The sequence below is a fragment of the Desulfoluna spongiiphila genome (assembly GCF_900101345.1).
GTDB lineage: Bacteria > Desulfobacterota > Desulfobacteria > Desulfobacterales > Desulfolunaceae > Desulfoluna > Desulfoluna spongiiphila.
Genome location: NZ_FMUX01000003.1, coordinates 101,774 through 127,183 on the forward strand (window position 1 = coordinate 101,774; position 25,410 = coordinate 127,183).

Below are 25,410 nucleotides of genomic sequence, written 5' to 3' on the forward strand. Positions count from 1 at the left end.
AAAAAAGGCCCCGGAGCCGCTGCCCCGGAGCCTTTTGAGTTTAAAAGCCCACCTACCCTTCAGAACCGGAAGACGCCGCCAGGAACCCGGCCAGCTCATTGGCCAGCCTGACGAACTCTTCCACCGTCAGGGACTCGGCCCGACGATTCACCGCAATCTCCGCCCCGTTTAACACCTCCTCGGCCTGCACAGGAGACAAGGGGAGCTCGCTGTTGGAGAGGGCGTTGCGAAGGTTCTTGCGACGCTTGCCGAAGGCCGCCTTGATCACGGCAAACAACAGCGCTTCGTCGGTGGCCACATGGGGCGGGTCCGTAAGAAAGGTCACCTCGATCACCTCGGAGTCCACCTTGGGCCGCGGAAAAAACTTGGAGGCGTCCACCCTCACCAGGGTCCGAATCGTGGCGCAATACCCCAGCATGGCCGCCATACGGCCAAAGTTCCGGGTCCCCTCGGGGGCCGTGATGCGCTCGGCCAGCTCTTTTTGAAACATAAACAGAGCCTTTTTGACCCAGCGACGCTCCCGAATCATCTGCACAAGAATCTGCGACGAAATATTGTACGGCAGGTTCCCCGCCACAATAATGGGACCCCCATGGGCCTCGGCGATCTCCGTCAGGCTGACGTTGAGGATATCTTCATTTAATATCTCCACGTTGTCGGTGCCCGAGGCAAGCAGCTCGGATCTGAGAACGGGAAGGATCTGGCTGTCCTTTTCGATGGCGCACACACGGGCAGCCCGCCTGGCAAGGGGAACGGTCAGCGCCCCAAGGCCCGGTCCGATCTCCACCACCAGGTCCTCGGCAGAAATTCCCGCGCGCTCGGCAATGAGCTCCGGAACCGAGGGGTCGTTCAAAAAATTCTGCCCAAACTTTTTTTTCGCATGCATATCCCACGCAGCCAGGGTAATTCTAGGCGATGTCATCATCACTCTCCTCGCCGCATTGGCGATTTACATCATTCTTGTATCTTGATTTACTGATCACTTTTACACCTGTATAAGTACCCGCAACCAACTTTCGCGTCAGAAAATAGGTCGCGATGGTAGGAATCACAGCCAGCACCACACTGCCGGCGAGCATCATGCACGCCACCCCGAGGTGGTGAGACAAAAACCCCCTGATCAGCGCCAGTTTTTCAGCCAGGGGAATCGTACTCTCCATCATACGAATCATCAGGTCGATATCCGGGCCACCCCCACGGTTCCCGCCGAATAGCCCCACCCCAACCTTATAGCCGCTGTAATAAAACAAGGGAATAGTCAAGGGATTGGCAATCCAGACGCCGATTGCTGCCGCCGGCTTGCTGCCGCGAAGGGCAAAAGCCAAAAGGATTGCTAAAGCCGTATGAAAAGGAATGGTGGGAGTTACCCCGACAAACACGCCGATAGCCATCCCCATGGCAATGTAGTGAGGATTCCCCTGCAACCTCTTAATTTTTTCTAAAAGAGAACAAAAGTGTTTTTTTATTTTGTTCCAATATGTTATATTCTCATTAGACATCGAGGATTTCTGTCCGGTCTGATTCATACTTCTCAAATCCCTAAAAAAGCAAAGCCTTAGAAAACAACGTCACATAAACAAAAAACTGCAACTACGACCTAATTTTTTTCCCGTGGGGTCGTTTTCGTTACAGTGCCTGTCGCAGGGTATGGAAAGGGCTGAAACGGCACCAAAATTTTCATGGTCCGCCTCACCAATCCATTTTATTTTCGGCGATTTGAAAATACCATGAAAAGCTCACCCTTTCAACACGATTTGTGCTTTTTCCGCCGTGGCGTCCCCCCGTTTTCATGATTTTTACTAAAAGGTTCTTTTTTTCCTTTGAAGATTGCTTGACTCTCATAAACAATTAAGTTATCTAACGGGTAATCCTTATCTAGAGGATGTCTCTTGATCGATTTCTGTTTTGCCTACAAGCATAAACCATGTTTGTCATGGAGCTCCTAAGCGTGCGTGCTGACGAGAGGGGGGAAATGCGCGTGCAGGGGTGTGCGGGTCGGTCGTGTTTACATAAGGCATCCTTCTGGTTACACATAAACGTAAATAAAAAGAAACAAAACAGTACAAGGAGGACATATGTCTGCAGAAACCCCCAATCCCATTCAGGAAGAACAAACCCACGAAGCACCCGCCAGCCGTCGTCGCGTACGCACAAAGCCGGTAAGCATTGACTCTCTTTTCAAGACCATCATCAAAAGCTACGATATCCCGTCTCGCCAGGACATCGAAAAGCTTTCTGCTCAGATTGACCGCCTTGAAAAGCTGATTCGCCAGACCTCCGGCCGCGGCTATGTGGCCAGCGCTGGTAAAGAAAAGGGTGATCGCTCTGAAATGACTGCATCCGGTACAGTTCTCAAGGTCATCAAGAGCTCCCGCAATGGTGCCGATTTCGCTAAAATTCAGGCAAAAACCGGTTTTGAAGACAAGAAGCTTCGCAACATCATTTTCCGTCTGAACAAAATCGGCCGAATCAAGCGCAAAACCCGTGGTGTGTATATCGCCGCCTAAAGAGCCGGAAGCTTCATACCGGGCACCGACCCTCTGACGTCCTTCTTCCAAGTGACGCCCGGTACATGCTTCAGGGACATGGAAACGACTCCGTGCACACCGGCATGATTGCCCGCACAGGTCAACCACCCGATGCCATGCAATACGGCCGGGTCGACCACCGTGTGCGTCCGTACGATGCCGTTGCTTTCCGGGTCCCGCACCCATTTCATTTGCTCTTGCCCGATTCAGGATCGTTCTCCCTTACAGGTTGTGGATACCCCGGGCCCTTGGACATACGCCAGGCACGTTTCCGTGCCCTCTTGCGTTGTATGACGGGTATCTCCAAGGCCCTTACGCCTTTGCGCAAAGGCGATACACTCCCTTTGCGCCCGGGTGCCCGGTGCGCTGTCCACAACCTGTCAGGGAGGACATCTCCATTCCTTCCCACTGTTTCATCCGAACAAAAAAACGAACTCTTTGCCACAGCCCTCGACAAACAGGGTTGGGATGCTCATCTTACGTAGATCGCAGCGCACCTTCACGCGCCCGACCGGATCGCACGCACAGGCCCCGGGGCGGACACAGCGTCCCGCCTTGAGAGCCGAGGCACCCAGCTGGCCGACACCGGGACCCAGCGCCCTGCAAGGCGACGTACAAGAGTTCCGCAACGCCTGCTCAACCAGCCTGTACAATGCACCCGGTATGCGCAGAACCATAGATTTTGGGATGAATCAGACCATGACACACACCGACCCCTGCAACGCCCCCATCCGACCGGGCCAGAGTCTCCACGGCTTTACGGTCGTCAAAGCATGCCCCATCGCCGACATCCACGCCTTTTACTATGAGCTGAGGCACGATGCCAGCGGGGCATCCCACATCCATATCAGTGCCCAGGACCGGGAGAACACCTTTGCCGTGGCTTTTAAAACCGTGCCCAAGGACTCCACCGGCGTGGCCCACATCCTGGAGCACACGGCCCTTTGCGGGTCTGCGCGCTACCCGGTGCGTGACCCCTTTTTCTCCATGATCAAACGCAGCCTCAACACCTTCATGAACGCCTTCACTGCGTCGGACTGGACCATGTACCCCTTTGCCAGTCAGAACCGCAAAGACTTCTACAACCTCATGGATGTCTACCTGGATGCGGCCTTCTTTCCCCGCATCGACGAGCTGAGCTTCAAACAGGAAGGCCACCGCCTTGAGTTCGAGGCAGGAAAAGAGGGTGCCGAAGAGGCACTGGCTTTCAAGGGCGTGGTCTACAATGAGATGAAAGGCGCCATGAGTTCACCGCACCAGGTTTTAGGGCGAGCCCTCAACAAAGCGCTCATGCCGGAAACCACCTACGCCAACAACTCCGGCGGAGACCCCGATGCGATCCCCGACCTCAGCTGGGAAGAACTCAAAGCCTTCCATGCCCGTCACTACCACCCCAGCAATGCCTACTTCTTTACCTACGGTGACATCCCTCTGGTTGACCACCTGAAAGTTATCAGTGAAAAAGTACTCACCCGCTTTGAAAAAATCGACCCCAGAACCACGGTTCAGCCCCAGACGCGCTGGACCTCCCCCCGAAAGGTCGTCGAGTACTACCCGGCCGATGAGGAAGAGGGACGCGACAACCGGGCCCAGGTGAGCCTGGTCTGGCTGGTGACCGACATCTTAAATACCCGGGAGACCCTGGCCTTCAGCCTCCTCTCCCAGATCCTCCTGGGCAACGCGGCCGCCCCCTTGCGCAAGGCCCTCATCGACGCCAACCTCGGCTCCTCCCTCTGCGACGCCACGGGCTTTGACTCCGATGCCCGGGACGCCTCCTTTGGCTGCGGCCTCAAGGAGACCCGGGCCGAAGACGCCGATGCCATCGAAGCCCTGGTCTTTAAATCCCTTGGGCGCATCGCCGATGAAGGCATCGACACAGAACTCATCGATTCGGCCATCCACCAGATGGAGATCCGGCGACGCGAGATCTCCAATACCCCTTACCCCTACGGCATCAAAATCCTGCTGGGCCTCTCCGGGTGTTGGTTCCACGGCGGTGACCCCGAAAAGCTCCTTCTCCTGGACGAGGACTTGGAGGCCATCAAGGCGGCGGTCAAACAAGGCGGGTACTTTGAATCCCTCATCCGCGAACGCCTGCTGGAGAACCCCCACCGGGTCCGCTTTACCCTGGCCCCGGACAGCAGCCTTGCCGCCCGGCAGGCCGAGAAAGAGGAGTCAACCCTTCGTGCCATCGCAGGCAATCTCACCGACGATGAAAAAACCAAAATCAAATCGGATGCCCAGGCATTGAAAGACCTCCAGGAGGCCGAAGAAGATATCTCCTGCCTGCCCACCCTGGAGCTGTCGGATATTCCGGCCACCATCGACTCCGTTGCCCCGGCAGACCGTGGGAGCAATCGCCTCTTCACCTACCCCTGCGCCACCAACACCCTCTTATACTACACCGGGGTGCTGGAGGCAGGCAGCCTCGATGCGGACCTGATTCCCCTGGTCCCCTTCTTCTGCTCCTCCATCATGAAGGTGGGCACGGCAGACAAGAACTACGAGGAGCTGGCCCGGGCCATTGCCGCCCACACCGGCGGCATGGGACTCTCCCCTGCATCCCGGAGGCGCTACGACGAGAACCGCTCATCCCTGCCCCTTATCGCCATCAACAGCAAATGCCTGGCAAGGAATCGGGGAGCCATGTTCGACCTGCTCACCGAAACCCTGACGCGATACCGGTTCACCGACCTGAAGCGGCTTCGGAACCTGCTCCTGGAATACCGGGCCTCCCTGGAAGCCGCGGTGGTCCAAAACGGCCACAGCCTGGCCATCTCCCTTGCCAACCGGAACTTCACCGACTCATTGGCCCTCTCCGAGCTGTGGAACGGTGTCGGACAGATCCGCTACATAAAGGCCCTCACCGACGACCTGGTACGCGGAGACGCCTCCGAGGAGCTCCTGGCACGCATCGGAGATCAGCTGGCCCGCATCGGGGACACCTTTCTCAACCGGGGCAACCTGCGCTGCGCCCTGGCCGGGGATGAGGCCACCCTGGCCTTGGCCGAAGCGGACCAGCGCGCCCTTACCCAGGCCCTGCCCAACGGCTCCTCTCCCCTCACCTTTGCCTCGGTGCCGGCATCCTGTGCCCCGGTTCACGAAGGGTGGGCCACCAACAGCGCCGTCTCCTTTGTGGCCTCCTCCTTTCCCGTGGCCTCCATGGGACACGAGGACGCACCGGCCCTGTCCATCATCGCCCGGCTCCTGCGCTCCCTGTACCTGCACCGGGAGATCCGGGAAAAGGGCGGAGCGTACGGCGCCTTTGCCGCCTACAGCAGCGAAGAGGGCACCTTCAGCATGGGATCCTATCGGGACCCCCACGTGGCCAAGACCCTGTCCGCCTACGACAACGCCGCCCGCTTCATTACGGGTACCGACTACACCGACGAAGACGTCAAGGAAGCGATCCTCCAGGCCTGCGCCGCCATCGACCGCCCCGAAACCCCGGCGGCTGCCGCGCGCAAAGGGTTTTTCCGCGAGCTCGTGGGCCTCTCCGATGACACCCGCAGGGACTACAAGGAAGGTCTTCTTGCCCTGAACGCCGAAAAAGTCCGAGGGGCCGCCGCACGCTACTTCCCCCCGAAAGCCGACCTCAAAAGCGTGGCCGTCATCTCCGGGGCCGATCGCCTCAAAGGGCTCTCCGGTCGCCTGGACAAGGAGCTTGAGATCCACACCATCTAAGCAACACAGACACAAGCGATGCCTCCGGCGGCAAGGTGAGCCACCTTGAAAGCTGTCTGCCGCTGCCCTTTCCCCCTTGTCCCTCGGAGAAAAGGGCAGCGGCATTTTTTTTTGCATGTATCTTGTGTCGGCCCCCTACCTCCGGCAGAGAGCCATGGCCCTTTGTTTTCCACCCGAACAAAACAGAAAATCCCCCGTTGACCAGTCAACGGGGGATTTTTTGTCGCCGAAGCCCCGCAGCCCAAATCCGCCTTCCCCTGAGGCCCCATGGCAGTCCTTGCCCCCCTTTAATAAAAGTCTATCACACCAAGACACACACCCCTGCCCCGTCAAACATTTTAAGTTAAACCAACAATTAAAATAGGTTAAAATAAAACCAACCCGGGCGGAATGGAATTTTTCATAATAATAAAGAATTTCTTTGACAATAATTTTTTTTCACTATAGAACTCTATCAATCAACGGCGGTCATGGTTGAAATCACGAGTTAAGGAATAGATCATGAAAGAGACACTGTTCACAAAAAAAGCACCGGCGGCCATCGGGCCCTACTCCCAAGGCATCGCCACCACAGGCCTGGTTTTCGTTTCAGGCCAGCTTCCGGTGAACCCGGAAACAGGGGCGTTTCCCGAAGGAGGCGTCGCCTCCCAGACGAAACAATCCCTTAAAAACCTTGTCGAGATCCTCGCATGCAAAAACATGACGCTGGACCATGTGGTGAAAACCACCGTCTTCTTATCCAGCATGGACGATTTCAGCGAAATGAATGCCGTCTATCAGGAGATGTTCGGGGAAGGCAAGTACCCGGCCCGCTCGGCTGTTGAAGTGGCACGACTGCCCAAGGATGCTCTGGTTGAAATTGAAGCCATCGCAGCCATGGGCTAACGGACGAAACATCCCTATCACCTACGATTCATATAAAATCAAAAATTTTGGAGGCTTTTATCATGGCAATCAAATATGTAGCTGAACCCTTTCGAATCAAAATGGTTGAAACCATCAAAATGCTCACCCGAGAAGAGAGGGTGCAGAAAATCGCGGAAGCGAAATACAACACCTTCAACTTGCGGGGCGAAGATGTCTACATCGACCTCCTCACCGACAGCGGCACAAACGCCATGAGCCAGGAGCAGTGGGCCGGTGTCATGCGAGGCGATGAGGCGTATGCAGGAAGCTCAAGCTACTACAAGCTTCTGGATGCCGCCCAGGACATCACCGGATACAAGTACATTCAGCCCGTGCACCAGGGCCGCGCCGCAGAAAAAGTGCTCTTCGGTGTGATGATGGGAAAAGGCCAGTACTCCATCTCCAACATGCACTTTGACACCACCCGTGCCCATGTTGAGCTTTCCGGAGCACGCGCCGTGGACTGTGTGGTCCCCGTGGCCAACGACCCTGCCAAAAGGGCTCCTTTTAAAGGCAACATGGATGTTGAACGGCTGGAATCCTTAATTAAGGAATACGGCCCCGAAAACGTGGCCCTGGTCATCATGACCGTCACCAACAACTCCGCCGGCGGCCAGCCTGTCTCCATGGCCAACGTCAAAGAGACCGCAGCCGTGTGTAAGAAATACGGCATCAAGCTCAACATCGACGCCGCCCGTTACGCAGAAAACGCGTACTTCATCAAGCAGCGTGAAGAAGGCTACGCCGACAAATCCATCAAAGCCATCATCAACGAGATGTTCAGCTACGCCGACACCTTCACCATGAGCGCCAAAAAAGACACCATCGTCAACATGGGCGGCCTCTACGGCGTGAAGGAAGACGAAGAGCTGTTCACCGCGTGCAAGGGACGAACCATCTCCTTTGAAGGCTTCACCACCTACGGCGGACTGTCCGGACGTGACCTCGAAGCCCTGGCCATCGGTCTCTATGAAGGCCTCGACGAAGACTACCTGAAATACCGCATCGGTCAGATGGAGTACCTCGCTTCCCGCCTCGACGATGCCGGCATCGCTTACCAGTCTCCCGTGGGTGGCCACGGCGTCTTCGTGGACGCCAAGGCGATGTTCCCCCACATCCCCTACAACGAGTTCCCGGGCCAGGCCCTTGCCATTGAGCTCTACATTGAAGCCGGCATCCGTACCTGCGATATCGGGTCCTACATGCTGGGCAACGACCCCGACACCGGCAAGCAGCTCGAAGCCAACTTCGAATTCACCCGCTTCGCCATCGCCCGACGCGTCTACACCCAGGCCCACATCGACATCATGGCCGACGCCCTCATCGCCATTAAAAAACGAGCCGAGCAGGTCAAAGGCTTCCGCATCACCTGGGAGCCCCCCGTACTGCGTCACTTCCAGGCTCACCTTGAACCTGTAAAATAGCCCCGCCTCCACATACCTGCAGCCATCCCGGCTGCAGGTATTTTTGATGGTCCCAGGCAAAAGTCAGCCCGTCGCCCTGAGGATTTCACATACGAACGTGCACCAACCCTACCCATTGTTTATGAAAGAAACATCAGTGCAGTAATTTTTTTTTGCACGCGCATGTCTAACGCAGATTTTTTTCCTGACAAACAGCGGCGTTGCTGTTTTAAGGAAGCTCTCTCTCTGAATTTTTTGGTGAATTTGTTAAGGAGTGAAGCTGTGTCTGAACAAAACAAGGTCAATACGAATCCCGATGACAGGGATAACTTTGATTCGAGAGTTGGATTCATCCTCGCCTGCATCGGTTCTGCAGTCGGGATGGCAAACATATGGTTGTTTCCCTATCGGCTCGGGCAATTTGGCGGAGCCGCCTTCCTCATCCCCTACTGTCTTTTTATTTTCCTCATCGGACTTTTCGGCATAATCGGCGAGATGTCCTTTGGCCGCGCCATGGGAACAGGCCCCATGGGCGCCTTTAAAAAAGCATTTGAGCGCAAAGGCCTGAAAAACGGTGAAATGGTCGGGATAATCCCCGTCCTGGGATCCCTCGGAATTGCCACCGGCTACGCCGTTGTGGTGGGATGGATCCTGCGGTTTACCTACGGCGCTTTCACGGGGGATGTCATCCATGCCTCGAACAGCGGGGCGTACTTCGGAGAAATCGCCGGCCCCATGGGCAGCATCAGCTGGCACTTCCTGGGCCTTGCCATCACCTTTGCCGTCATGCTCATGGGCATCTCAAACGGCATTGAAAAATGCAACAAGGTGATGATGCCCGCCTTTTACATTCTCTTTATTATCCTTGCCGTCAAGGTGTTTACCCTCCCCGGCTCACGGGAGGGATACAAATACCTCTTCCTGCCCAAATGGGAGCTCCTCGGCAACCCCAAAACCTGGGTATACGCCCTTGGACAGGCCTTTTTCTCCCTGTCCCTGGCAGGCTCGGGCACGGTGGTCTACGGCAGTTACCTGAAAAAAAGCGAAGATGTCATCAGCTGCGCAAAATACGTGGCCGTGTTCGGGACCATTGCGGCCCTTCTTTCCGCCGTGGTGATCATCCCGGCTGTGTTTGCCTTTAAGCTCGATGTCACCGCCGGTCCCCCCCTCATGTTCATCACCATGCCCAACGTGTTTAAGATGATGCCCTTCGGCTACCTCTTCTCCATTGTCTTTTTTGTGGCGGTGTTGTTTGCAGGGGTCAGCTCACTGATGAACCTGTTTGAAACACCGGTGGAAGCCCTGCAGCAGCGGCTGCACGTTTCGCGGATCACCGCCATCGCCATCATCGCCCTGATCAGCGGCAGCGTGGGCCTGATCCTCGAAAACGGCGACACCCTCAGCACCTGGATGGACATTGTCTCCATCTACCTGATCCCCCTGGGGGCTCTGCTGGCCGGCATCATGTTCTTCTGGGTATGCGGCCCCGGCTTTGCCCGGGAGCAGGCCCAGACCGGACGGGATAAAACCATCGGCGGCTGGTTCGAACCCATGACAAAATACGGTTTCTGCGGGTCCACCATCATCGTTTATATCCTGGGCATCGCTTACGGAGGCATCGGATAAGCCCCAAGCCCAGCCAGAGCAGTAAAAATCAAATCCCGTAATTCCTTTGTGTGAATTACGGGATTTTTTTTAAGCTGGAAATGAAGGCACCCCTTGCCTGCAACACACACCCGGCCTTTGCCCGCAGCAGCGCCCGCCTGCTTTCCGGGTTGCCTCACCGCGGGCAGGGCACATCCGTCTTTCACCTTTGCCGGGGTATCCGGTTAACACTGTTAACGCCAAAGTGCCTATATTTTCCGGTGTCTTCCCCGGCTTTTTGCCCAGTTACGCATTGCATCCTTACCGACGGTGGTATAATAACAAAAGAGTGACATAGACTCTTACTACGTGCGATTCCGACAAAACCTGAGGGCGGGGGGGCCCTGCCGGAGACAGGCCATATCAAGGTCCTGCCCGGCGCACAGGAAACATAAGGGATACAGCATGGCGGATTGAGGCTCCCCGTGGGCCCGGCGTCTCGCGCCGTTGCCATGCCGCATCACCCAGACAACTGAAACGGTTGCCGCAACACGTTATTTTATTCTCCAGACCCCCTGCCGCAGTGACCGGATACGCGCCCCAAATATATTGAAAGACACACAACCATGAACGATGCCTTAAAAAGCCAGTACAGCCTCATCGTGGAATTTCTCGGAAAAGCCCTGGGGCCCGATTTCGAAGTGGTCCTCCACGACGCGGAGGATCACATCAACTCCATCGTAGCCATCGCCAACGGGCACATCAGCCAGCGGGCCGTCGGAGGGCCCCTGACCAATTTCGGCCTTGAGGTGATCTCCAACGAGAACTACAAGGACAAAAACTTCAAGCTCAACTACAACGGGGTGTCGAAGGATCATCGGATCCTGAGGTCCTCCACCATGTTCATCAAAGATGACGACAAAAACATCGTGGGCATGCTCTGCATCAACTTTGATGACCGGCGCTACAAAAACATCAGCGATCAGATCCTGAAGCTCTGCCACCCGGACATGCTGATTGAAAGCAACAACGCCTACGAGTCCGTGGATTCCCTTGTCAGCAATGCCGGTGAGACATTTTACGGCTCTGCCATCGAAGAGGCGGACACCGTCATCAAGAATTACCTCACCCAGCACAACACATCCATAGACCGGTTGGTGCAGGATGACCGTATTGACATTGTGGATATCTTAAACCAGAAGGGGATCTTCAAATTAAAAGGAGCGGTACGAACGGTGGCCAAGCAGCTTGGGTGTTCGGAGCCAACGATATACAGATACCTGAGCAAACTGTAACGGCGCCCCCGGGCGCCGCACCATCCCTGCCCACCTGCCCGTTTTCCTGAGTTGCACCCCTTCAGCCATGCCTTCCCGGGCCAACCTGAGGGGTCACGCCGTCTTCCGCGTCACCGCCGAAAGCCAGCCCCTTGAAAAGCCGAACAAACAACCACCTCACTCCCCCCTAAACGAAAAGCATATGCGCAATCCGCCCTCAAGGTGGCCCACCTTGCTGCCGGAGGCTGCTTTTGCGCCGCCCCCGGCGTCACCCATTAAACGGCATGCACTCTCCCTTTATTCAGGAGGTCAACCGTTGCACCAGGGCCTCTTCGGCCTCGGCGCTCAGGGTGTTCTTGCGCGATGCGATATCTACGGTGTGGAGGCAAAGGGCCTTGTAGAGGGCGGCAAGGCCCGGCTTCATCTCGGCAATTTTCTCAAGGTGGGTGCCGATGGTGTCCACGTCGCCCCGGGCGATGGGGCCGGTGAGGGCGGCCACGGGACCGACCTTCTTGATGTTGGCCATGGTCCCTTCGATGAGGGGCCCCAGCACGCTCCAGGCATCCTCTTCGGAGACCCCGGCATCGCTGATGAACTGCCAGGCCATGTCCTGGACGGTGACAAAGCAGTTGGAGGCCACCACGGCGGCGGCGTGGTACATGGTCTTGGCGTGGGTCTCGATGGTAAGGCCCCTGGCCCCCAAGTCGGCGGCCAGGGCAAGGGCAAGCGCCACACACGGCTCGTCCCCTTCAACGGACATGATGATGCCCTCAAAGGGGTTGGTCGTAAGGTCGGCCCCGGCAAAGCTCTGCAGGGGATGCATGGAACCGATGAAGGCCCCGGCTTCCCGGACTGTGGCCATGATGGTGGACGGCAATGAGCCGCTGCAGTGAAGGACCGTGGCCCCTTCCTTGAAACCGCCTGCTTCGGCGATGGCTTCGGCCACCTCGGCAATGGTGTCGTCCGGCGTGGTGAGAAACACCAGGTCGGCGCCCCGGGTCACCTCGGCCGGATCCGTTGAGTACGGGGTTCCGGGGAGCATTTCGGCCGCCTTGGCCGCCGATTTCAGGCTTCGGCTCGCCACCCCGCACAGGGGGTATCCCACACGATTCAGGTGGATCACCAGGCTGGTTCCAACTCGTCCGCACCCTACGACAGCGCATCTTGCTTTCACGTCAACTCCCCCTTCTTTCCTTTGGGGCGCACAGGGCGTTTGCCCGCGGCGCCTTTTTTCGCATCCCGGATGCGAGGCCCAAACCTGTCCAACCACAGAACTTCCGGCTGAACCAACAATGTTCATGCATACTGCAGCTCTGTGAAAAACTCAATTCATTTCCCGGGAACGCCATCTATTGAAAAACATTAAGTATTGACCGACAATTACCTGTTGCGCTACAAGTAGGGGTTGATTTGCACCCCACCATGCACACGGGACGGCGCAACCACTTGAAAAATCATTGGGAATCATCCGGACACCGCCCCACGGCCTGATCGCTGCCCCCGGGCGCCTTACCTGCCTGTTCCGTGACTTCCATGATCTTTAAAAAGGCGGCCTCTTGTGCACACAGGAGGGGGCACCGGCCCCACCCTGAAGAGCCACAACAGGGCACGGCCTTTTCTTTTGAACTTCAAGATGCAGGTACGAAGGCGGTTTAAGCACAGCACATGATACAGCTTATCAAAGGATTCAAGGATGTTCTGCCCGGCGAAATCGAGGTCTGGCAGACCATTGAGCGCGCAGCCAAAGAGACGTTTGAAAACTTCGGATTTCAGGAACTCCGCCTCCCCATCGTGGAAAAATCGGAGCTCTTCTCCCGAAGCATCGGCGACACCACCGATATTGTGGAAAAAGAGATGTACACCTTCGAGGACGGCAAACGGGGCCACGTGACCCTGCGCCCCGAAGCCACCGCATCGGTGGTCCGGTCCTACATTCAGCATAAGATGTACGCCAAGGACCCCATCCGGAAATTCTACACCATCGGCCCGATGTTCCGCAGGGAGCGTCCCCAGAAAGGTCGCTATCGCCAGTTTTACCAGATCGACGCCGAGGTGTTCGGGATCGACTCCCCGTATCTGGATGCCCAGCTCATCTTCATGCTGGCCACCCTCCTGGAAAAGCTCAAGGCCAGGGACGTCAAAGCCCACATCAACTCCCTGGGCTGCCCCTGCTGCCGACCGAATTTCCAGAAGGCGTTAAAGGAACTCCTCGATGCCAAGAAGGACAGCCTCTGCGAGAACTGCCTCAGGCGAAGCGAAAAAAACCCGTTGAGGGTCCTGGACTGCAAGGTCCCCTCCTGCCGGGAAGCCGTGGCAGGAGCGCCCTCCATCCTCGACCACCTCTGCGACGACTGCCGCGACCACTTTGAGACCGTCAAAAGCGTTCTCACGGAAAACGGGGTGGAGTTCGAGGTGGACACCCGCCTCGTGCGCGGCCTCGACTACTACACCCGCACGGCCTTTGAGGTGCTCACCACCTCCCTGGGCGCCCAGAACGCCGTGGCCGGCGGCGGACGCTACGACGGACTGGTCAAGGCCCTGGGCGGGCCTGAGATGCCCGCCATCGGTTTTGCCATCGGCTTTGACCGCCTGGCGGAGATCGTTGCCATGCAGCAGACCATCGAAGCGGACGGACCAACCCTCTACATCGCCCCCCTGGGCGAAAAGGCCACGGAAAAAGCCGCGTCCTGGGCCATGCAGCTGGCTGCCAGGGGCGTCTTCTGCGAGACCGATTTTGCAGGGCGCAGCCTCAAAAGCCACATGAAACGGGCCGATAAACTGAAAGCCGCCCATGTCCTCATGCTGGGCGACGATGAGCTGGACAGGGGCGTGGCCGCCCTGAGGAACATGGCCACCAAAGAGCAGTGGGATCTTCCCCTGGATGGGCTGGTGGAGACACTGGTCGAACGATTCAACTAACGATATCAGAAAGAACAAAGGAGTCAGGGCATTGACAGATCTACTTGGTGATATGAGACGAACCCACAACTGCTGCGACTTAACCACCGCCCAAGTGGGACAGGAAGTGGTCCTTATGGGCTGGGTACAGACCCGAAGGGACCATGGCGGCGTCATTTTCGTGGACTTGAGAGACCGAACCGGCATCGCCCAGGTGGTCTTCAGCCCCGAGGTGAACACCGAGGTCCATGAAAAAGCCCACGCCGTCAGGAGCGAATTCGTCCTCGGCATCCGGGGCACCGTGGCCGCGCGTCCCGACGACATGATCAACGACAAGATGGTCACCGGCGCCATTGAGGTGAACGTGGACGAGCTGCGTATTCTGAACCGCGCCGTCACTCCGCCCTTTGCCGTTGAAGACGACATCGAGGTGGGAGAAAACATCCGCCTTAAAAACCGTCACATCGACTTGAGGCGCCCCAGGTACCAGAAAAACATCATCGCCAGACACCAGGCGACCCAGGCGGTTCGAGGCTACCTCAACAGCAAGGGGTTCCTGGACATCGAGACCCCCTTTCTCACCAAGAGCACCCCGGAAGGCGCCAGGGATTACCTGGTGCCCAGCCGCGTCAACCAGGGCCTCTTCTACGCCCTGCCCCAGTCGCCCCAGCTCTTCAAGCAGCTCCTGATGATGAGCGGCTTTGACCGCTACTACCAGATCGTCAAGTGCTTCCGTGACGAGGACCTGCGCGCCGACCGCCAGCCCGAGTTCACCCAGATCGATATGGAGCTGAGCTTTGTGGGGGAAGAGGAGATCATGGCCATTGCCGAAGGCATGGTCTCAAAGGTCTTCAAAGATGTCCTCGGCGTGGACGTCAAGGCCCCCTTTGAGCACCTGCTCTATGCAGATGCCATGGACCGCTACGGCCTGGACAAGCCCGACCTCCGCTTCGACATGGAGCTCAAGGATGTCTCCTCCATCGTCGAGACCTCCGGCTTCAAGGTCTTTGCCGACGTGGTCAAAAAAGGCGGCATGGTCAAAGCGTTGAATGCCAAAGGCTGCATCGACTTCTCCCGAAAAGAGATCGACGACCTGACCAAATTCGTCTCCATCTACCGAGCCAAGGGCCTGGCCTGGATCAAGGTAAAGGAAAACGAGTGGCAGTCCCCCATCGCAAAATTTTTCACCGACGACGAGAAGAAAGCCCTTGCCGAACGCATTGGTATGGAGCCCGGCGACCTGATCTTCTTTGTGGCCGACCAGCCCAAGGTGGTCAACGAGTCCCTCGGCAACCTGCGAAACCACCTGGCCGAAAAACTGGGCCTCATCAACAAGGACGAGTTCCGCTTTGTGTGGGTCACCCACTTCCCCCTCTTCGAATACGACGAGACCGAAAAGCGCTACCAGTCCCTGCACCACCCCTTCACCGCGCCCCTGGAGGAAGACTACCAGCACATCGAGACCGACCCCTTGAAGCTGCGCTCCAGGGCCTACGACCTTGTTCTCAACGGTTCCGAGATCGGCGGAGGCAGCATCCGTATCCACGACCGGGCCATCCAGGAGCGCATGTTCTCGGCCCTTGGCATGGACAAGGAAGAGTACGAAGAGAAATTCGGGTTCCTCCTCGACGCCCTGGAATCCGGTGCGCCTCCCCACGGCGGCATCGCCTTCGGCCTGGACCGACTGGTGATGATTCTGTGCGGCATGCCTTCCATCCGGGACGTCATCGCTTTTCCCAAGACCCAGAAGGCCTCCTGCATGCTCACCGACGCTCCGTCCGAGGCGGGCACGGCCCAGCTGAACGAGTTGGCCCTTCGGATCAAGAAGATCGAATCGTAGTACAAATCTGGGCAGATACCCCTGCCGCCGGCTTGCAGCCGTCGGCAGGGTCAAAAAAAACAGGGTCCGAGCGCCCTTTTTTAATTGACACCGCCCGGGAATCGGGCTAAATAGTCCGAGTCTTTTGACTGATCCCCAGTAGCTCAGTCGGCAGAGCAAGTGGCTGTTAACCACTGGGTCCGCGGTTCAAATCCGTGCTGGGGAGCCAAAAAGAAACTGTCCTTTCGGACAGAGCCGATATAAAAAGCCTCGAAGGCCATGCCTTCGGGGTTTTTTTGTGTGCCCGCCCGGGCGCAGCAATGCCCCGCAGCCTCCCCAAAAAGATAACACCTTGAAAAAACATCCGGATACCCCGCAATGATTATTTCTTGAAGGGACCCGATATGGTATAAAGGGTGAAACGCCTTTCACGCCCCCCCCCTCTGCAGAGACTCACCCGAACACCACACCGCCAAAACACCCTTGCATGGCCCGACACCTGCCATGTCGCGTGGGTTTTCAAAACCAGCACCAGCCCGTATGCTGCGCCGGGTCCCGTTGCACCATCCCACCCACACCCCGGTCCGGCGGGTGCCCATCGTCGCCTCCAGGAGGTATCCCATGGCCCGTTCCACACGGGAACTGCCCATCACACAACACCAGCCCCACGCCCCGGGACTGGCCACGGCCCTGGGCCTCGGTGGCGCGATCCCCCTGTTCGGCACTCTGCTCATCGGCATCCGCTACCCGGACTGGCGCCTTGTCTCCCTGCCCCTTCACTCCACCCTGGAAGTGGCCGGGGCCACCCTAGGCCTGGTCCTGGTGGCCCTGATCCTCTTCAGCCAGAGGAGCGCCACCACCACGCGAAGGCTGTGGATCTCCCTGGCCCTTATCGCCATGGCCGTGTTCGATCTCTTCCACAGCTGTGTGCCGGAGAGCCTTGCCTTCGCCTGGTTCCGCAGCCTCTCCGTCTTCACCGGGGGCCTCTTCTTCTCCCTGGTCTGGTTTCCCGCCCGGGACATCTCCCGAAGCACCGCCCTGGTGGCGGCAAACGCCACCCTGATGGCCGCGGTGGCCATCAGCGCCATGGCAACCACCTGGCCCCAGAGCCTGCCCTCCCCGGAAAGGGCCGAAGGGATCATCCCCCTTGTGGACATCATGAGCCTTGCAGGGGGCCTTCTCACCCTCCTGGCTGCCCTCAACTTCGCGCTTGACTACAGCCGCACCAGGCAACGCGAGGAGCTCCTCTTCCTCCTGCTTGCCCTGCTGTTCGGCATCTCCGGCATGCTGTTCTACGTCACCTCCGCCTGGAATGCGGGCTGGTGGTTCTGGCACCTCCTGCGGTTTGCGGGATACCTCATCGCCTTTTCCCTGGCCCTTGGCGCCTACCGAAAAACCGAACATGAGATGCTGCGCACCCACGCCGAACTGGACACCCTCTTCCATGTGGGGGTCGACGGCAAGCGTCTCGTGGACTCCGACTTCAACCAGTTGCGTACCAACGACACCCTCATGGCCCTCACCGACGCCTCCGCAGGGGGACCCGGCCCGGTGAAATGCTACGAATCATTCGGCGGGCCTTTGTGCCACACCGACGCGTGCCCCCTCATCCAGATGAAAGCCGGAGCGGCCACCCACATCCACAACGAGGTGATCAAAAAGCGCCCCGACGGCACCGAAGCCTGTTACATCCTCAATGCCCTTCGTTTAGAGAAACCGGACGGCTCTTTCGGGGGCATCATCGAGAGCTTCTGGGACATCACCGACCGGAAAAAAGCGGAACAGGCCTTAGAGGACCAAAACACATTGAAAACCGGTCAGGCCCAGCTCTCCCACCTCATGCAGGGGGAACTCGAACCCGAGGCCCTCTGCCGCCAGATCATCACCTATCTCTGCAAATACCTGGGCGCGGTCACCGGCCTCATCTACCTGGCCGACGAGTCAGGCACCCTTCAACTGGTGGCCAGCTACGCCCACAAACGGCGAAAGCACCTGGCCTCCTCGTACCGCCCGGGCGAAGGACTCATCGGCCAGGCCGCCCTGGAAAAAGAGGAGATCATCCTCACCTGCGTTCCGGCGGATTACATCACCATCGAATCGGGCCTCGGCGCCACCGCCCCCACCACTGTCTGCATCAAGCCCGTGGTCCACAACAACGAGGTCAAGGCGGTGCTGGAGCTGGGAACACTCACCGCCTTTTCGGATTCCCAGTCACAATTCCTGGACCTGGTGTCCGGGAGCATTGCCCTGGCCGTGGAAAACACCCAGGGCCGGACGCGGCTGGCCCTCTCCCTGGAGGAATCGAAAAAACTCTCGGAGGAGCTAAGGGCCCAGCAGGAGGAACTGCGGCAGTCCAACGAAGAGCTTGAAGAGCAGGCGACCACCCTGATGCGTTCCGAGGAAAAGCTCAAGGAACAGCAGGAGGAACTTCGGGCCATCAACGAAGAGCTGGAAGGAAAAAACGAGCTCCTCCAGGGCCAGACCCGGGAGATGCTCGCCGTGAAACAGGAGACCGAAGAAAAAGCCGAAGAGCTCGCCCAGGCCAGCACCTACAAATCGGAGTTTCTGGCCAACATGTCCCATGAACTCCGCACACCCCTGAACAGCCTCCTGCTCCTGGCCCGCTCCCTTGCCGAAAACAAAGAGAACACCCTGACCCCCGAACAGGTGGAGTCGGCAACGGTAATCCACGCCAGCGGAACGGATCTTCTGAACCTCATCAACGAGATCCTCGACCTGTCGAAAATCGAAGCAGGTCGCATGGAGCTCGCCCCCGTCACCGTGCCCCTCAAAGAGTTCACGGCGACCATCCAGGCGGGATTCCGGCACATGGCCGAGGAAAAGGGCCTGGACCTCGTAACAACCGTCCAGAAGGACGCTCCCGCAAGCATCGTCACGGACCGGAAGCGCCTTGATCAGATCATCAAGAACCTCGTGGCCAATGCCGTGAAGTTCACGGCGTCCGGGGGGGTCTCCCTCACGGTGGGGCCCTGCCCGCCCGATGTGCGCCTCCTTCGCCGCGGGCTCTCTGCCGAGACCACCCTTGCCGTGTCCGTTACCGACACCGGCATCGGCATCGAAGGGGACAGGCAGCGGATCATCTTCGAGGCCTTTCAGCAGGCCGACGGCACCACCACACGCCGTTACGGGGGCACGGGACTCGGCCTCTCCATCTCCCGGGAGCTGGCCACCCTGCTGGGGGGCGAAATCCAACTGACCAGCCAGCCGGGAAAGGGCTCCACCTTCACCCTCTATATTCCCTTTGTCCCGCCGACGACCCCGGCTCACCACCCAAGCCCCACGAAGACCCCGTCCACCGCTCCAGCCATGGATACGGCCCCGGTCCGGGATGACCGGGACGCCCTGGCACCGGAGGACAAAACCATCCTGATCATCGAAGACGACCCTGTTTTTGCCCGCCACCTCTGCACCACATGCCGGGAAAAGGGGTTCAAGTGCCTGGCCGCCCCTTCCGGGGAGGCGGGGCTCGACCTGCTGAGCACCCACCTGCCCAGCGCGGTGCTCCTGGACCTCACCCTGCCGGGCATGGACGGGTGGGCGGTGCTCACCGCCCTGAAAGAGGACCTTCGCACCCGGCACATCCCGGTGCACATCATCTCCGCCGAAGAGGCCTCCACGGAGTCCTTCCGTTTAGGGGCCGTGGGCCACGCCACCAAACCCATGAGTCGAGAGGTCCTGGAGAGCGCCTTTTCCACCCTCGAAGAGATCGCGGTCCAGCGGCCCAAACATGTGCTGGTGGTGGACGACAACCGGGAGACCCGCCAAAGTGTCGTGGGCCTCATCGGAAGCGAGGACGTGCGCATCACCGAAGCCACATCGGCCACCGAGGCCATGGCGGCCCTGCGATCCGACCGGTTTGACTGCATCATCCTGGACCTCGGCCTGCCGGACATGGACGGCCTGGATCTCCTTCGGACCCTCCACGGCGAGGGGGTGCCCCTCTCACCGGTGATCATCTACACCGCCCGGGACCTCACCGCCGAGCAGGAGATGGGCATCCGGGAGCACGCCGACGCCATCATCTTAAAAGACGTCCGCTCCCAGGAGAGGCTCCTGGACGAGGTCTCCCTCTTCCTCCACCAGGTGGTGAGCCGCCTGCCGGAAAAACAGAAACAGATCATCACGAGCCTCCACGACACCGACGCCCTCCTGAAGGGCAAGAAGGTGCTCATCGTCGATGACGACATGCGAACAACCTTTGCCCTTTCCAGGCTCCTGCATGAACGCGGCATGGTCCCCCTCAAGGCGGACAACGGCGAACGGGCCTTGCATGTCCTTGACGGGGAGCCGGACATTCACCTGGTGCTCATGGACGTCATGATGCCGGTCATGGACGGATTCGAGACCATCAAAGAGATCCGGGCCCGGGATGCCTTCAGAAACCTGCCCATCATCGCCCTCACGGCCAAGGCCATGAAAGAGGACCGGAGAAAATGCCTTGCCTGCGGTGCCAGTGACTACATGCCCAAACCGGTGGACCCGCACCGCCTCATCTCCATGATGCGCGTGTGGCTCCACAGATAGGAGGAACCGGATGACCCCTGACGGTGTGGAACGAATCGAGATCACCCTGCTCCTTGAGGCCATCTACCAACGGTACGGATACGACTTCCGCTCCTTTGCCCCGGCGTCCATCAGCCGCAGGGTCCGTCAGTTCCTCTCATCCTCAGGCCTCTGCTCGGTCTCCCAGATGACCGAACGGGTCCTGCGAGACGAAGGCCTCTTTTCAAGGCTGGTGCAGTACGTCTCCATCCCGGTCACCGAGATGTTTCGAGACCCCTTTGTCTACCGGGCCGTCCGGGAACAGGTGGCTCCCCTGCTCCGAACCTGGCCCCACATCAAGGTATGGCATGCGGGCTGCGCCACCGGGGAAGAGGTCTACTCCCTGGCCATCGTGCTCAAAGAGACAGGTATCCTCAAAAGGACCACCATCTACGCCACAGACTTCAATGAAGCCAACCTGGCGCGGGCCAGGGAAGGGACCTACGACGCCGCCAGGATAAAGGAGGCCGACCACAGGCACCGACAGGCCGGGGGAAAACGCCCCCTGACCGAGTACTGCCGCACCCACCGCGGCCACGCCACCATGGCCCCGGACCTTGCCCGCCACATCACCTTTGCCAACCACAACCTGGCCACGGACACCTCCTTCGGTGAGGTCCACCTGGTCTTCTGCCGCAACGTCCTCATCTACTTCAACCGGGCCCTTCAAAATAGGGCCCTGAACCTTTTTTCCGAAAGCCTGGTGCACGGGGGGTTCCTCTGCCTCGGCACCCGGGAGAACCTCACCTTTACCGAGGCACACGGGGCCTACGTCCCCGTCAGCGATAAGACTCAGATCTACAAACACTCTAAACTCACGGGCAATGTTTTAAGGGACTCTCGATGACACACATCACGGACACCCACGACGCAACCCTTTCAGGACTCCGCGCCTCCGCGCACAAGCAGAAAATCCTCATCGTCGATGACAGGCAGGAGAACCTGTATGCCCTGCGGAAAACCCTGGCCTGCCTGGATGTGGAGATCATCGAGGCCACCAGCGGAAACAAGGCCCTTGTGGCCACCCTCGACAACGACTTTGCCGTGGCCATCCTCGATGTGAAGATGCCCGGCATGGACGGATACGAGCTGGCGGAAATACTCAGGGGCGAGGAGCGCACACGGGTGCTGCCCATCATCTTCAACACAGCCTCCACCGCCGATGAGCACCAGGCCTTCAAGGGCTATGAGGCCGGCTGCATCGATTACATTGTCAAACCCTTTGCCCCGGCCATCCTCATCGGAAAAGTGCGAATCCTTTTGGAACTTGACACCCACCGCAGGCAACTGGAGGAGATGGTGGAGGCCCGCACCCTCCAGCTCAGCCACCTGAACTCGGTGCTCCAGGGCATCCGCCACGTCAACCAGCTCATCGTACGGGAAAAAAAACCCGCCCGCCTCATCCGCAACGCCTGCCAGAAATTCATCCAGACCCGCGGGTTTCATTTTGCCTTTATCACCCTTTTGGATGCGTCCGGGAAATTGGAAACCGCCGCGGAAACAGGCCTTGGAAACGCTTTTTCACCGTTTCTGGACCAACTCAAGAGCGGATCGCTGGCCCGATGCTATGAAAAAGCCCTGTCGCAACCCGCCCCCATCCTCACCCGGCTCCCCCACGCCGACTGCTCCGATTGCCCCCTGGCGAAAAAAAACCACAACCACGCGGCCATCACCATCCGACTGGAGCACGCCGGCAGGGTGTACGGCCTCATGACCCTTGCCATGCCCCGCCAACTGGCAAGTGACCTGGAGGAGTTGAGCCTTCTGGAGGAAGCCGGCGGAGACATCGCCTTTGCCCTCCACACCATCGAAAAAGAGCTCCGCCTCCGTATGGTCCTGGACAACATGCGGGACGTGATCTGGCTCATGGACATGAACCTGACCCCCATCTGGATCAGCACCAGGCACACCCGGGGGTACACCGGGGAGGAGGTCAAGGGCCTGCCCCTGTCAAAACAGATGACCCCGGACTCCTACCGCCGGGTCATGGAGGCGTACAACACCACCATCACCCCCCAGAACCTCGCCGACCCCCACAGGAAACTCGCCATCACCATGGAGATTGAATTCACCAGAAAAGACGGTTCCGCGACCTGGGCGTCGGCCACCTTTGCCGTGGTACGGTCCGACGGGGGCACCCCCATCGGCATCGTGGGTTCGAGCCACGACATCGGCAAACTCAAAGAGTCGGAAACGGCCCTGATGATGAAGACCCGGGCCCTCACCGAGCGGGTCAAAGAGCTCCACTGCCTCTATGAGGTCTCCCGCCTCGTGGCAGACTCCACCGCACCGGTCACCGAGGTGCTTCAGGAGGTGGCATCCCTCATCCCCACGGGCTGGTTCTACCCGGAACTCACCTGCGCCCGCATCACCTGCCACCGGCAACGGTTCACCAGCAAGGGCTTCCGGGAAACCCCCTGGACCCTTGCCGCCGATATCCTCATCTCCGGAGAACGGGTGGGACGGGTGGAGGTCTTCCTCCTCAAGGCCTGCCCAGTGCGAGACGAAGGCCCCTTCCTGAAAGAGGAGAGAGAACTCATCGACAACCTGGCCCGACGGGTGGGCACCATGCTCGAAGCCAGGCGGGCCAGGAGCCGGGACCGGCTGGCCAGGGATGTGCTGGAACTCCTCAACCGCAAGGAGCGTTCACCGGAGCTGTTGGGCGACATCCTCTCCATCATCCGGCACGGCACGAACCTGGAGGCCATGGGCATCCGGTTGAGGGACGGTGATGAAGGCCCCTATGGCCACACCACAGGGTTTCCCTCCAATTTCGTGCAGGCCGAGACCCTTCTGTGCCGACGGGACGCCAGGGGAAACCCCATGCGCGACGACAAGGGGGTTGCCCTCCTGGACGGCATGTGCGGCCGGGTTCTCTCCGGCCGCATAGACCCCGCCGCCCCATGGTTCACCCGGGGGGGAAGTTTCTGGACCAACAGCACCGAAACCTGGGGACAATCCGTCCCATCGGCCATGGCTGAAGCCTGCCCCCGAAACCTCTGCAGCACCCTGGGATTTCAATCGGTGGCCCTTATTCCCCTCAAGGCGGACCAGCAGATCCTGGGCCTTCTCCACCTGGGGGACTCGCGGCCCCGCTGTTTCAACCGGGAGATGATCCATTTTTTCGAAGGGCTGGGAACCAGCATCGGCATCGCCCTTGCCAAAAACCGCGTGGAAGAGGCCCTGCGGGAGAGTGAAACCCTGCTCAACGAGGTGGGGGCCATGGCCAAGGTCGGCGGCTGGGAACTGGACCTGTCCACCCGGACCATGCGCTGGACCCGGGAGACCTACCGCATCCACGAGCTCCCCGAAGGAAAACCCGTTACTCTGTCCGAGGCCCTGTCCTTTTACGACAACGCCTCCAGGCCCACCCTGGAAAAGGCCCTTGCCTCCTGCCGGGAAAACGCCACCCCCTTTGACCTCGAACTCCACGTCACCAGCACCGGGGGCAGGCCCCTCCAGGTCCGCGTCACAGGCCGCGCCGTCAGCCCTGCGGGCACCGTGGAGAAACTGACGGGCACCTTCCAGGACATCACCAAGCACAAAAAACTCGAAGAGCAGCTCCACCAGGCCATGAAAATGGAAGCCATCGGCCGCCTGGCCGGCGGGGTGGCACACGACTTCAACAACGCCCTGACCCCCATCCTGGCCGTGAGCGGCCTGTTGCTCAGCGACCTCTCCCCCCACGAGCCCATGCACGAAGACATCCGTGAAATTCAGGAGGCGGCGGAGCGATGCGCCCGCCTGACCCGCCAACTCCTGGCCTTCGGCCGCAGGCAGCCCATGAGGCTCACCTGCCTGAACCTGAACACGGTGGTCACCCGCATGGAAAAAATGCTCTCCCGGGTCATCGGGGAAGACATCGAGCTTGTGAAGTGCCTCGACCCCGCCCTTGGAAACACCCGGGCCGATGAGGGAAAAATCGAGCAGATCATCGCCAACCTGGCCGTCAACGCCCGGGATGCCATGCCCAACGGAGGCAGGCTCACCATTGAGACCCGCAACGTTACCGTTGGCGACGACGCCACAACGGGTCTTGCCGGCAAGACAGGTCCCCTGGTGATGCTTGCCTTGAGCGACACCGGAGAAGGCATGGACGAAGAGACCCGGTCCCATATCTTCGACCCCTTTTTCACCACAAAGGAAAACGGCAAAGGCACGGGCCTGGGGCTCTCCACCGTCTACGGCATCGTCAAGCAGAGCCGGGGAAACATCTGGGTCCACAGCGAACCGGGCAAAGGGACATGCTTCAAGGTCTACCTGCCGCGGGTGGACGAAGAGTCGGTGAGCTGCCGTGTCCCTCCGCCGGAGCCCCCCGTCCCCACCCGGGGGACCGAGACCATCCTGCTGGTGGAAGACGAGGCAAGCGTCCGTCGAACCGAGCGGCGTATCCTGGCCGGCAAGGGGTATACCGTCCTGGAGGCGGAAAGCGGGGAGGAGGCCATCAAGCGCTACCATGCCCACAAAGGGCCCATCCACATCCTCGTCACCGATGTCATCATGCCCGGCATGAGCGGCAAAGAGGTGGCCGACCGGCTGGTGGCCGCCGCACCCGACTTGAAAGTACTCTACGTCTCCGGGTACACGGACAACGCCATCAGCCGCCGCGGCGTCCTGGACCACGGCACCTTTTTCATCCAGAAACCCTTTACGTCTGAGGCCCTTGCAGCCAAGGTGCGAAAGGTCCTGAACAGCTAAAGAAGAGCAGAGTGCATTTTTTCTATTGACACCACCGGTAAATCACACTAAAT

General features: G+C 59.1%; 14 protein-coding genes and 1 tRNA gene. 12 read left to right on the forward strand and 3 right to left on the reverse strand.

The features are described 5' to 3' along the window. Positions 1-52: 52 nt before the first annotated feature. Positions 53-925, reverse strand: a complete 873-nt coding sequence (rsmA, locus tag BLQ12_RS05750) for a 16S rRNA (adenine(1518)-N(6)/adenine(1519)-N(6))-dimethyltransferase RsmA (RefSeq protein WP_092209181.1) — start codon at positions 923-925, stop codon at positions 53-55. Continuing rightward, entirely contained in the window at positions 909-1,526 is a 618-nt protein-coding gene (locus tag BLQ12_RS05755; protein WP_092209183.1) for a DUF2062 domain-containing protein, read from the reverse strand. Before BLQ12_RS05755 ends, rsmA begins: the two co-directional genes overlap by 17 nt. Positions 1,527-2,075: 549 nt before the next feature. Between BLQ12_RS05755 and BLQ12_RS05760 the strand changes: the two genes are divergently transcribed. The 6 genes from BLQ12_RS05760 (at position 2,076) to BLQ12_RS05790 (ending at position 11,400) form a co-directional block, all read left to right on the forward strand. Continuing rightward, on the forward strand, positions 2,076-2,507 hold the full coding sequence (locus BLQ12_RS05760; protein ID WP_092209185.1) for a hypothetical protein: 432 nt from the start codon (positions 2,076-2,078) through the stop codon (positions 2,505-2,507). A gap of 720 nt (positions 2,508-3,227) precedes the next feature. Then, entirely contained in the window at positions 3,228-6,212 is a 2,985-nt protein-coding gene (locus BLQ12_RS05770) for an insulinase family protein (protein WP_175469529.1), read from the forward strand. A 501-nt stretch (positions 6,213-6,713) separates the two neighbouring features. Then, complete coding sequence (locus tag BLQ12_RS05775) at positions 6,714-7,097, forward strand: RidA family protein (RefSeq protein ID WP_092209191.1); 384 nt, start codon at positions 6,714-6,716, stop codon at positions 7,095-7,097. A gap of 62 nt (positions 7,098-7,159) precedes the next feature. Continuing rightward, entirely contained in the window at positions 7,160-8,542 is a 1,383-nt protein-coding gene (locus BLQ12_RS05780) for a tryptophanase (protein WP_092209193.1), read from the forward strand. 162 nt (positions 8,543-8,704) lie between these two features. Then, positions 8,705-10,147: a sodium-dependent transporter gene (locus tag BLQ12_RS05785; RefSeq protein WP_092209195.1), complete on the forward strand. Its 1,443-nt coding sequence runs from the start codon at positions 8,705-8,707 to the stop codon at positions 10,145-10,147. Between the two features lie 584 nt (positions 10,148-10,731). Then, positions 10,732-11,400, forward strand: a complete 669-nt coding sequence (locus BLQ12_RS05790; RefSeq protein WP_092209197.1) for a helix-turn-helix transcriptional regulator — start codon at positions 10,732-10,734, stop codon at positions 11,398-11,400. Between the two features lie 280 nt (positions 11,401-11,680). On the opposite strand, the gene BLQ12_RS05795 is transcribed toward BLQ12_RS05790, so the two are convergent. Continuing rightward, positions 11,681-12,553 (reverse strand): Rossmann-like and DUF2520 domain-containing protein, encoded by an 873-nt coding sequence (locus BLQ12_RS05795; RefSeq protein WP_175469530.1) that lies wholly within the window; start codon positions 12,551-12,553, stop codon positions 11,681-11,683. A gap of 491 nt (positions 12,554-13,044) precedes the next feature. Between BLQ12_RS05795 and hisS the strand changes: the two genes are divergently transcribed. From hisS to BLQ12_RS05825, 6 genes are all read left to right on the forward strand, one after another. Then, positions 13,045-14,298: a histidine--tRNA ligase gene (gene hisS / locus BLQ12_RS05800; RefSeq protein ID WP_092209201.1), complete on the forward strand. Its 1,254-nt coding sequence runs from the start codon at positions 13,045-13,047 to the stop codon at positions 14,296-14,298. A gap of 31 nt (positions 14,299-14,329) precedes the next feature. Next, positions 14,330-16,117, forward strand: coding sequence for an aspartate--tRNA ligase (gene aspS, locus BLQ12_RS05805; RefSeq protein ID WP_092209203.1), 1,788 nt, complete (start codon positions 14,330-14,332; stop codon positions 16,115-16,117). A 132-nt stretch (positions 16,118-16,249) separates the two neighbouring features. Next, positions 16,250-16,325 (forward strand) — tRNA-Asn (locus BLQ12_RS05810). A gap of 392 nt (positions 16,326-16,717) precedes the next feature. After that, positions 16,718-20,641, forward strand: coding sequence for a response regulator (locus tag BLQ12_RS05815; RefSeq protein WP_175469531.1), 3,924 nt, complete (start codon positions 16,718-16,720; stop codon positions 20,639-20,641). A gap of 10 nt (positions 20,642-20,651) precedes the next feature. Beyond that, positions 20,652-21,506, forward strand: coding sequence for a CheR family methyltransferase (locus tag BLQ12_RS05820; RefSeq protein ID WP_092209206.1), 855 nt, complete (start codon positions 20,652-20,654; stop codon positions 21,504-21,506). Next, entirely contained in the window at positions 21,503-25,357 is a 3,855-nt protein-coding gene (locus tag BLQ12_RS05825; protein WP_092209208.1) for a response regulator, read from the forward strand. Before BLQ12_RS05820 ends, BLQ12_RS05825 begins: the two co-directional genes overlap by 4 nt. Positions 25,358-25,410 lie beyond the last annotated feature (53 nt).

What these genes read in the sequence shown, in the direction of transcription:
- rsmA (WP_092209181.1), bottom strand. Translation starts at nt 925, where the DNA reads ATGATGACATCGCCTAGAATTACCCTGGCTGCGTGGGATATGCATGCG.
- BLQ12_RS05755 (WP_092209183.1), bottom strand. Translation starts at nt 1,526, where the DNA reads ATGAATCAGACCGGACAGAAATCCTCGATGTCTAATGAGAATATAACA.
- BLQ12_RS05760 (WP_092209185.1), top strand. Translation starts at nt 2,076, where the DNA reads ATGTCTGCAGAAACCCCCAATCCCATTCAGGAAGAACAAACCCACGAA.
- BLQ12_RS05770 (WP_175469529.1), top strand. Translation starts at nt 3,228, where the DNA reads ATGACACACACCGACCCCTGCAACGCCCCCATCCGACCGGGCCAGAGT.
- BLQ12_RS05775 (WP_092209191.1), top strand. Translation starts at nt 6,714, where the DNA reads ATGAAAGAGACACTGTTCACAAAAAAAGCACCGGCGGCCATCGGGCCC.
- BLQ12_RS05780 (WP_092209193.1), top strand. Translation starts at nt 7,160, where the DNA reads ATGGCAATCAAATATGTAGCTGAACCCTTTCGAATCAAAATGGTTGAA.
- BLQ12_RS05785 (WP_092209195.1), top strand. Translation starts at nt 8,705, where the DNA reads ATGTCTAACGCAGATTTTTTTCCTGACAAACAGCGGCGTTGCTGTTTT.
- BLQ12_RS05790 (WP_092209197.1), top strand. Translation starts at nt 10,732, where the DNA reads ATGAACGATGCCTTAAAAAGCCAGTACAGCCTCATCGTGGAATTTCTC.
- hisS (WP_092209201.1), top strand. Translation starts at nt 13,045, where the DNA reads ATGATACAGCTTATCAAAGGATTCAAGGATGTTCTGCCCGGCGAAATC.
- BLQ12_RS05815 (WP_175469531.1), top strand. Translation starts at nt 16,718, where the DNA reads ATGGCCCGTTCCACACGGGAACTGCCCATCACACAACACCAGCCCCAC.
- BLQ12_RS05820 (WP_092209206.1), top strand. Translation starts at nt 20,652, where the DNA reads ATGACCCCTGACGGTGTGGAACGAATCGAGATCACCCTGCTCCTTGAG.
- BLQ12_RS05825 (WP_092209208.1), top strand. Translation starts at nt 21,503, where the DNA reads ATGACACACATCACGGACACCCACGACGCAACCCTTTCAGGACTCCGC.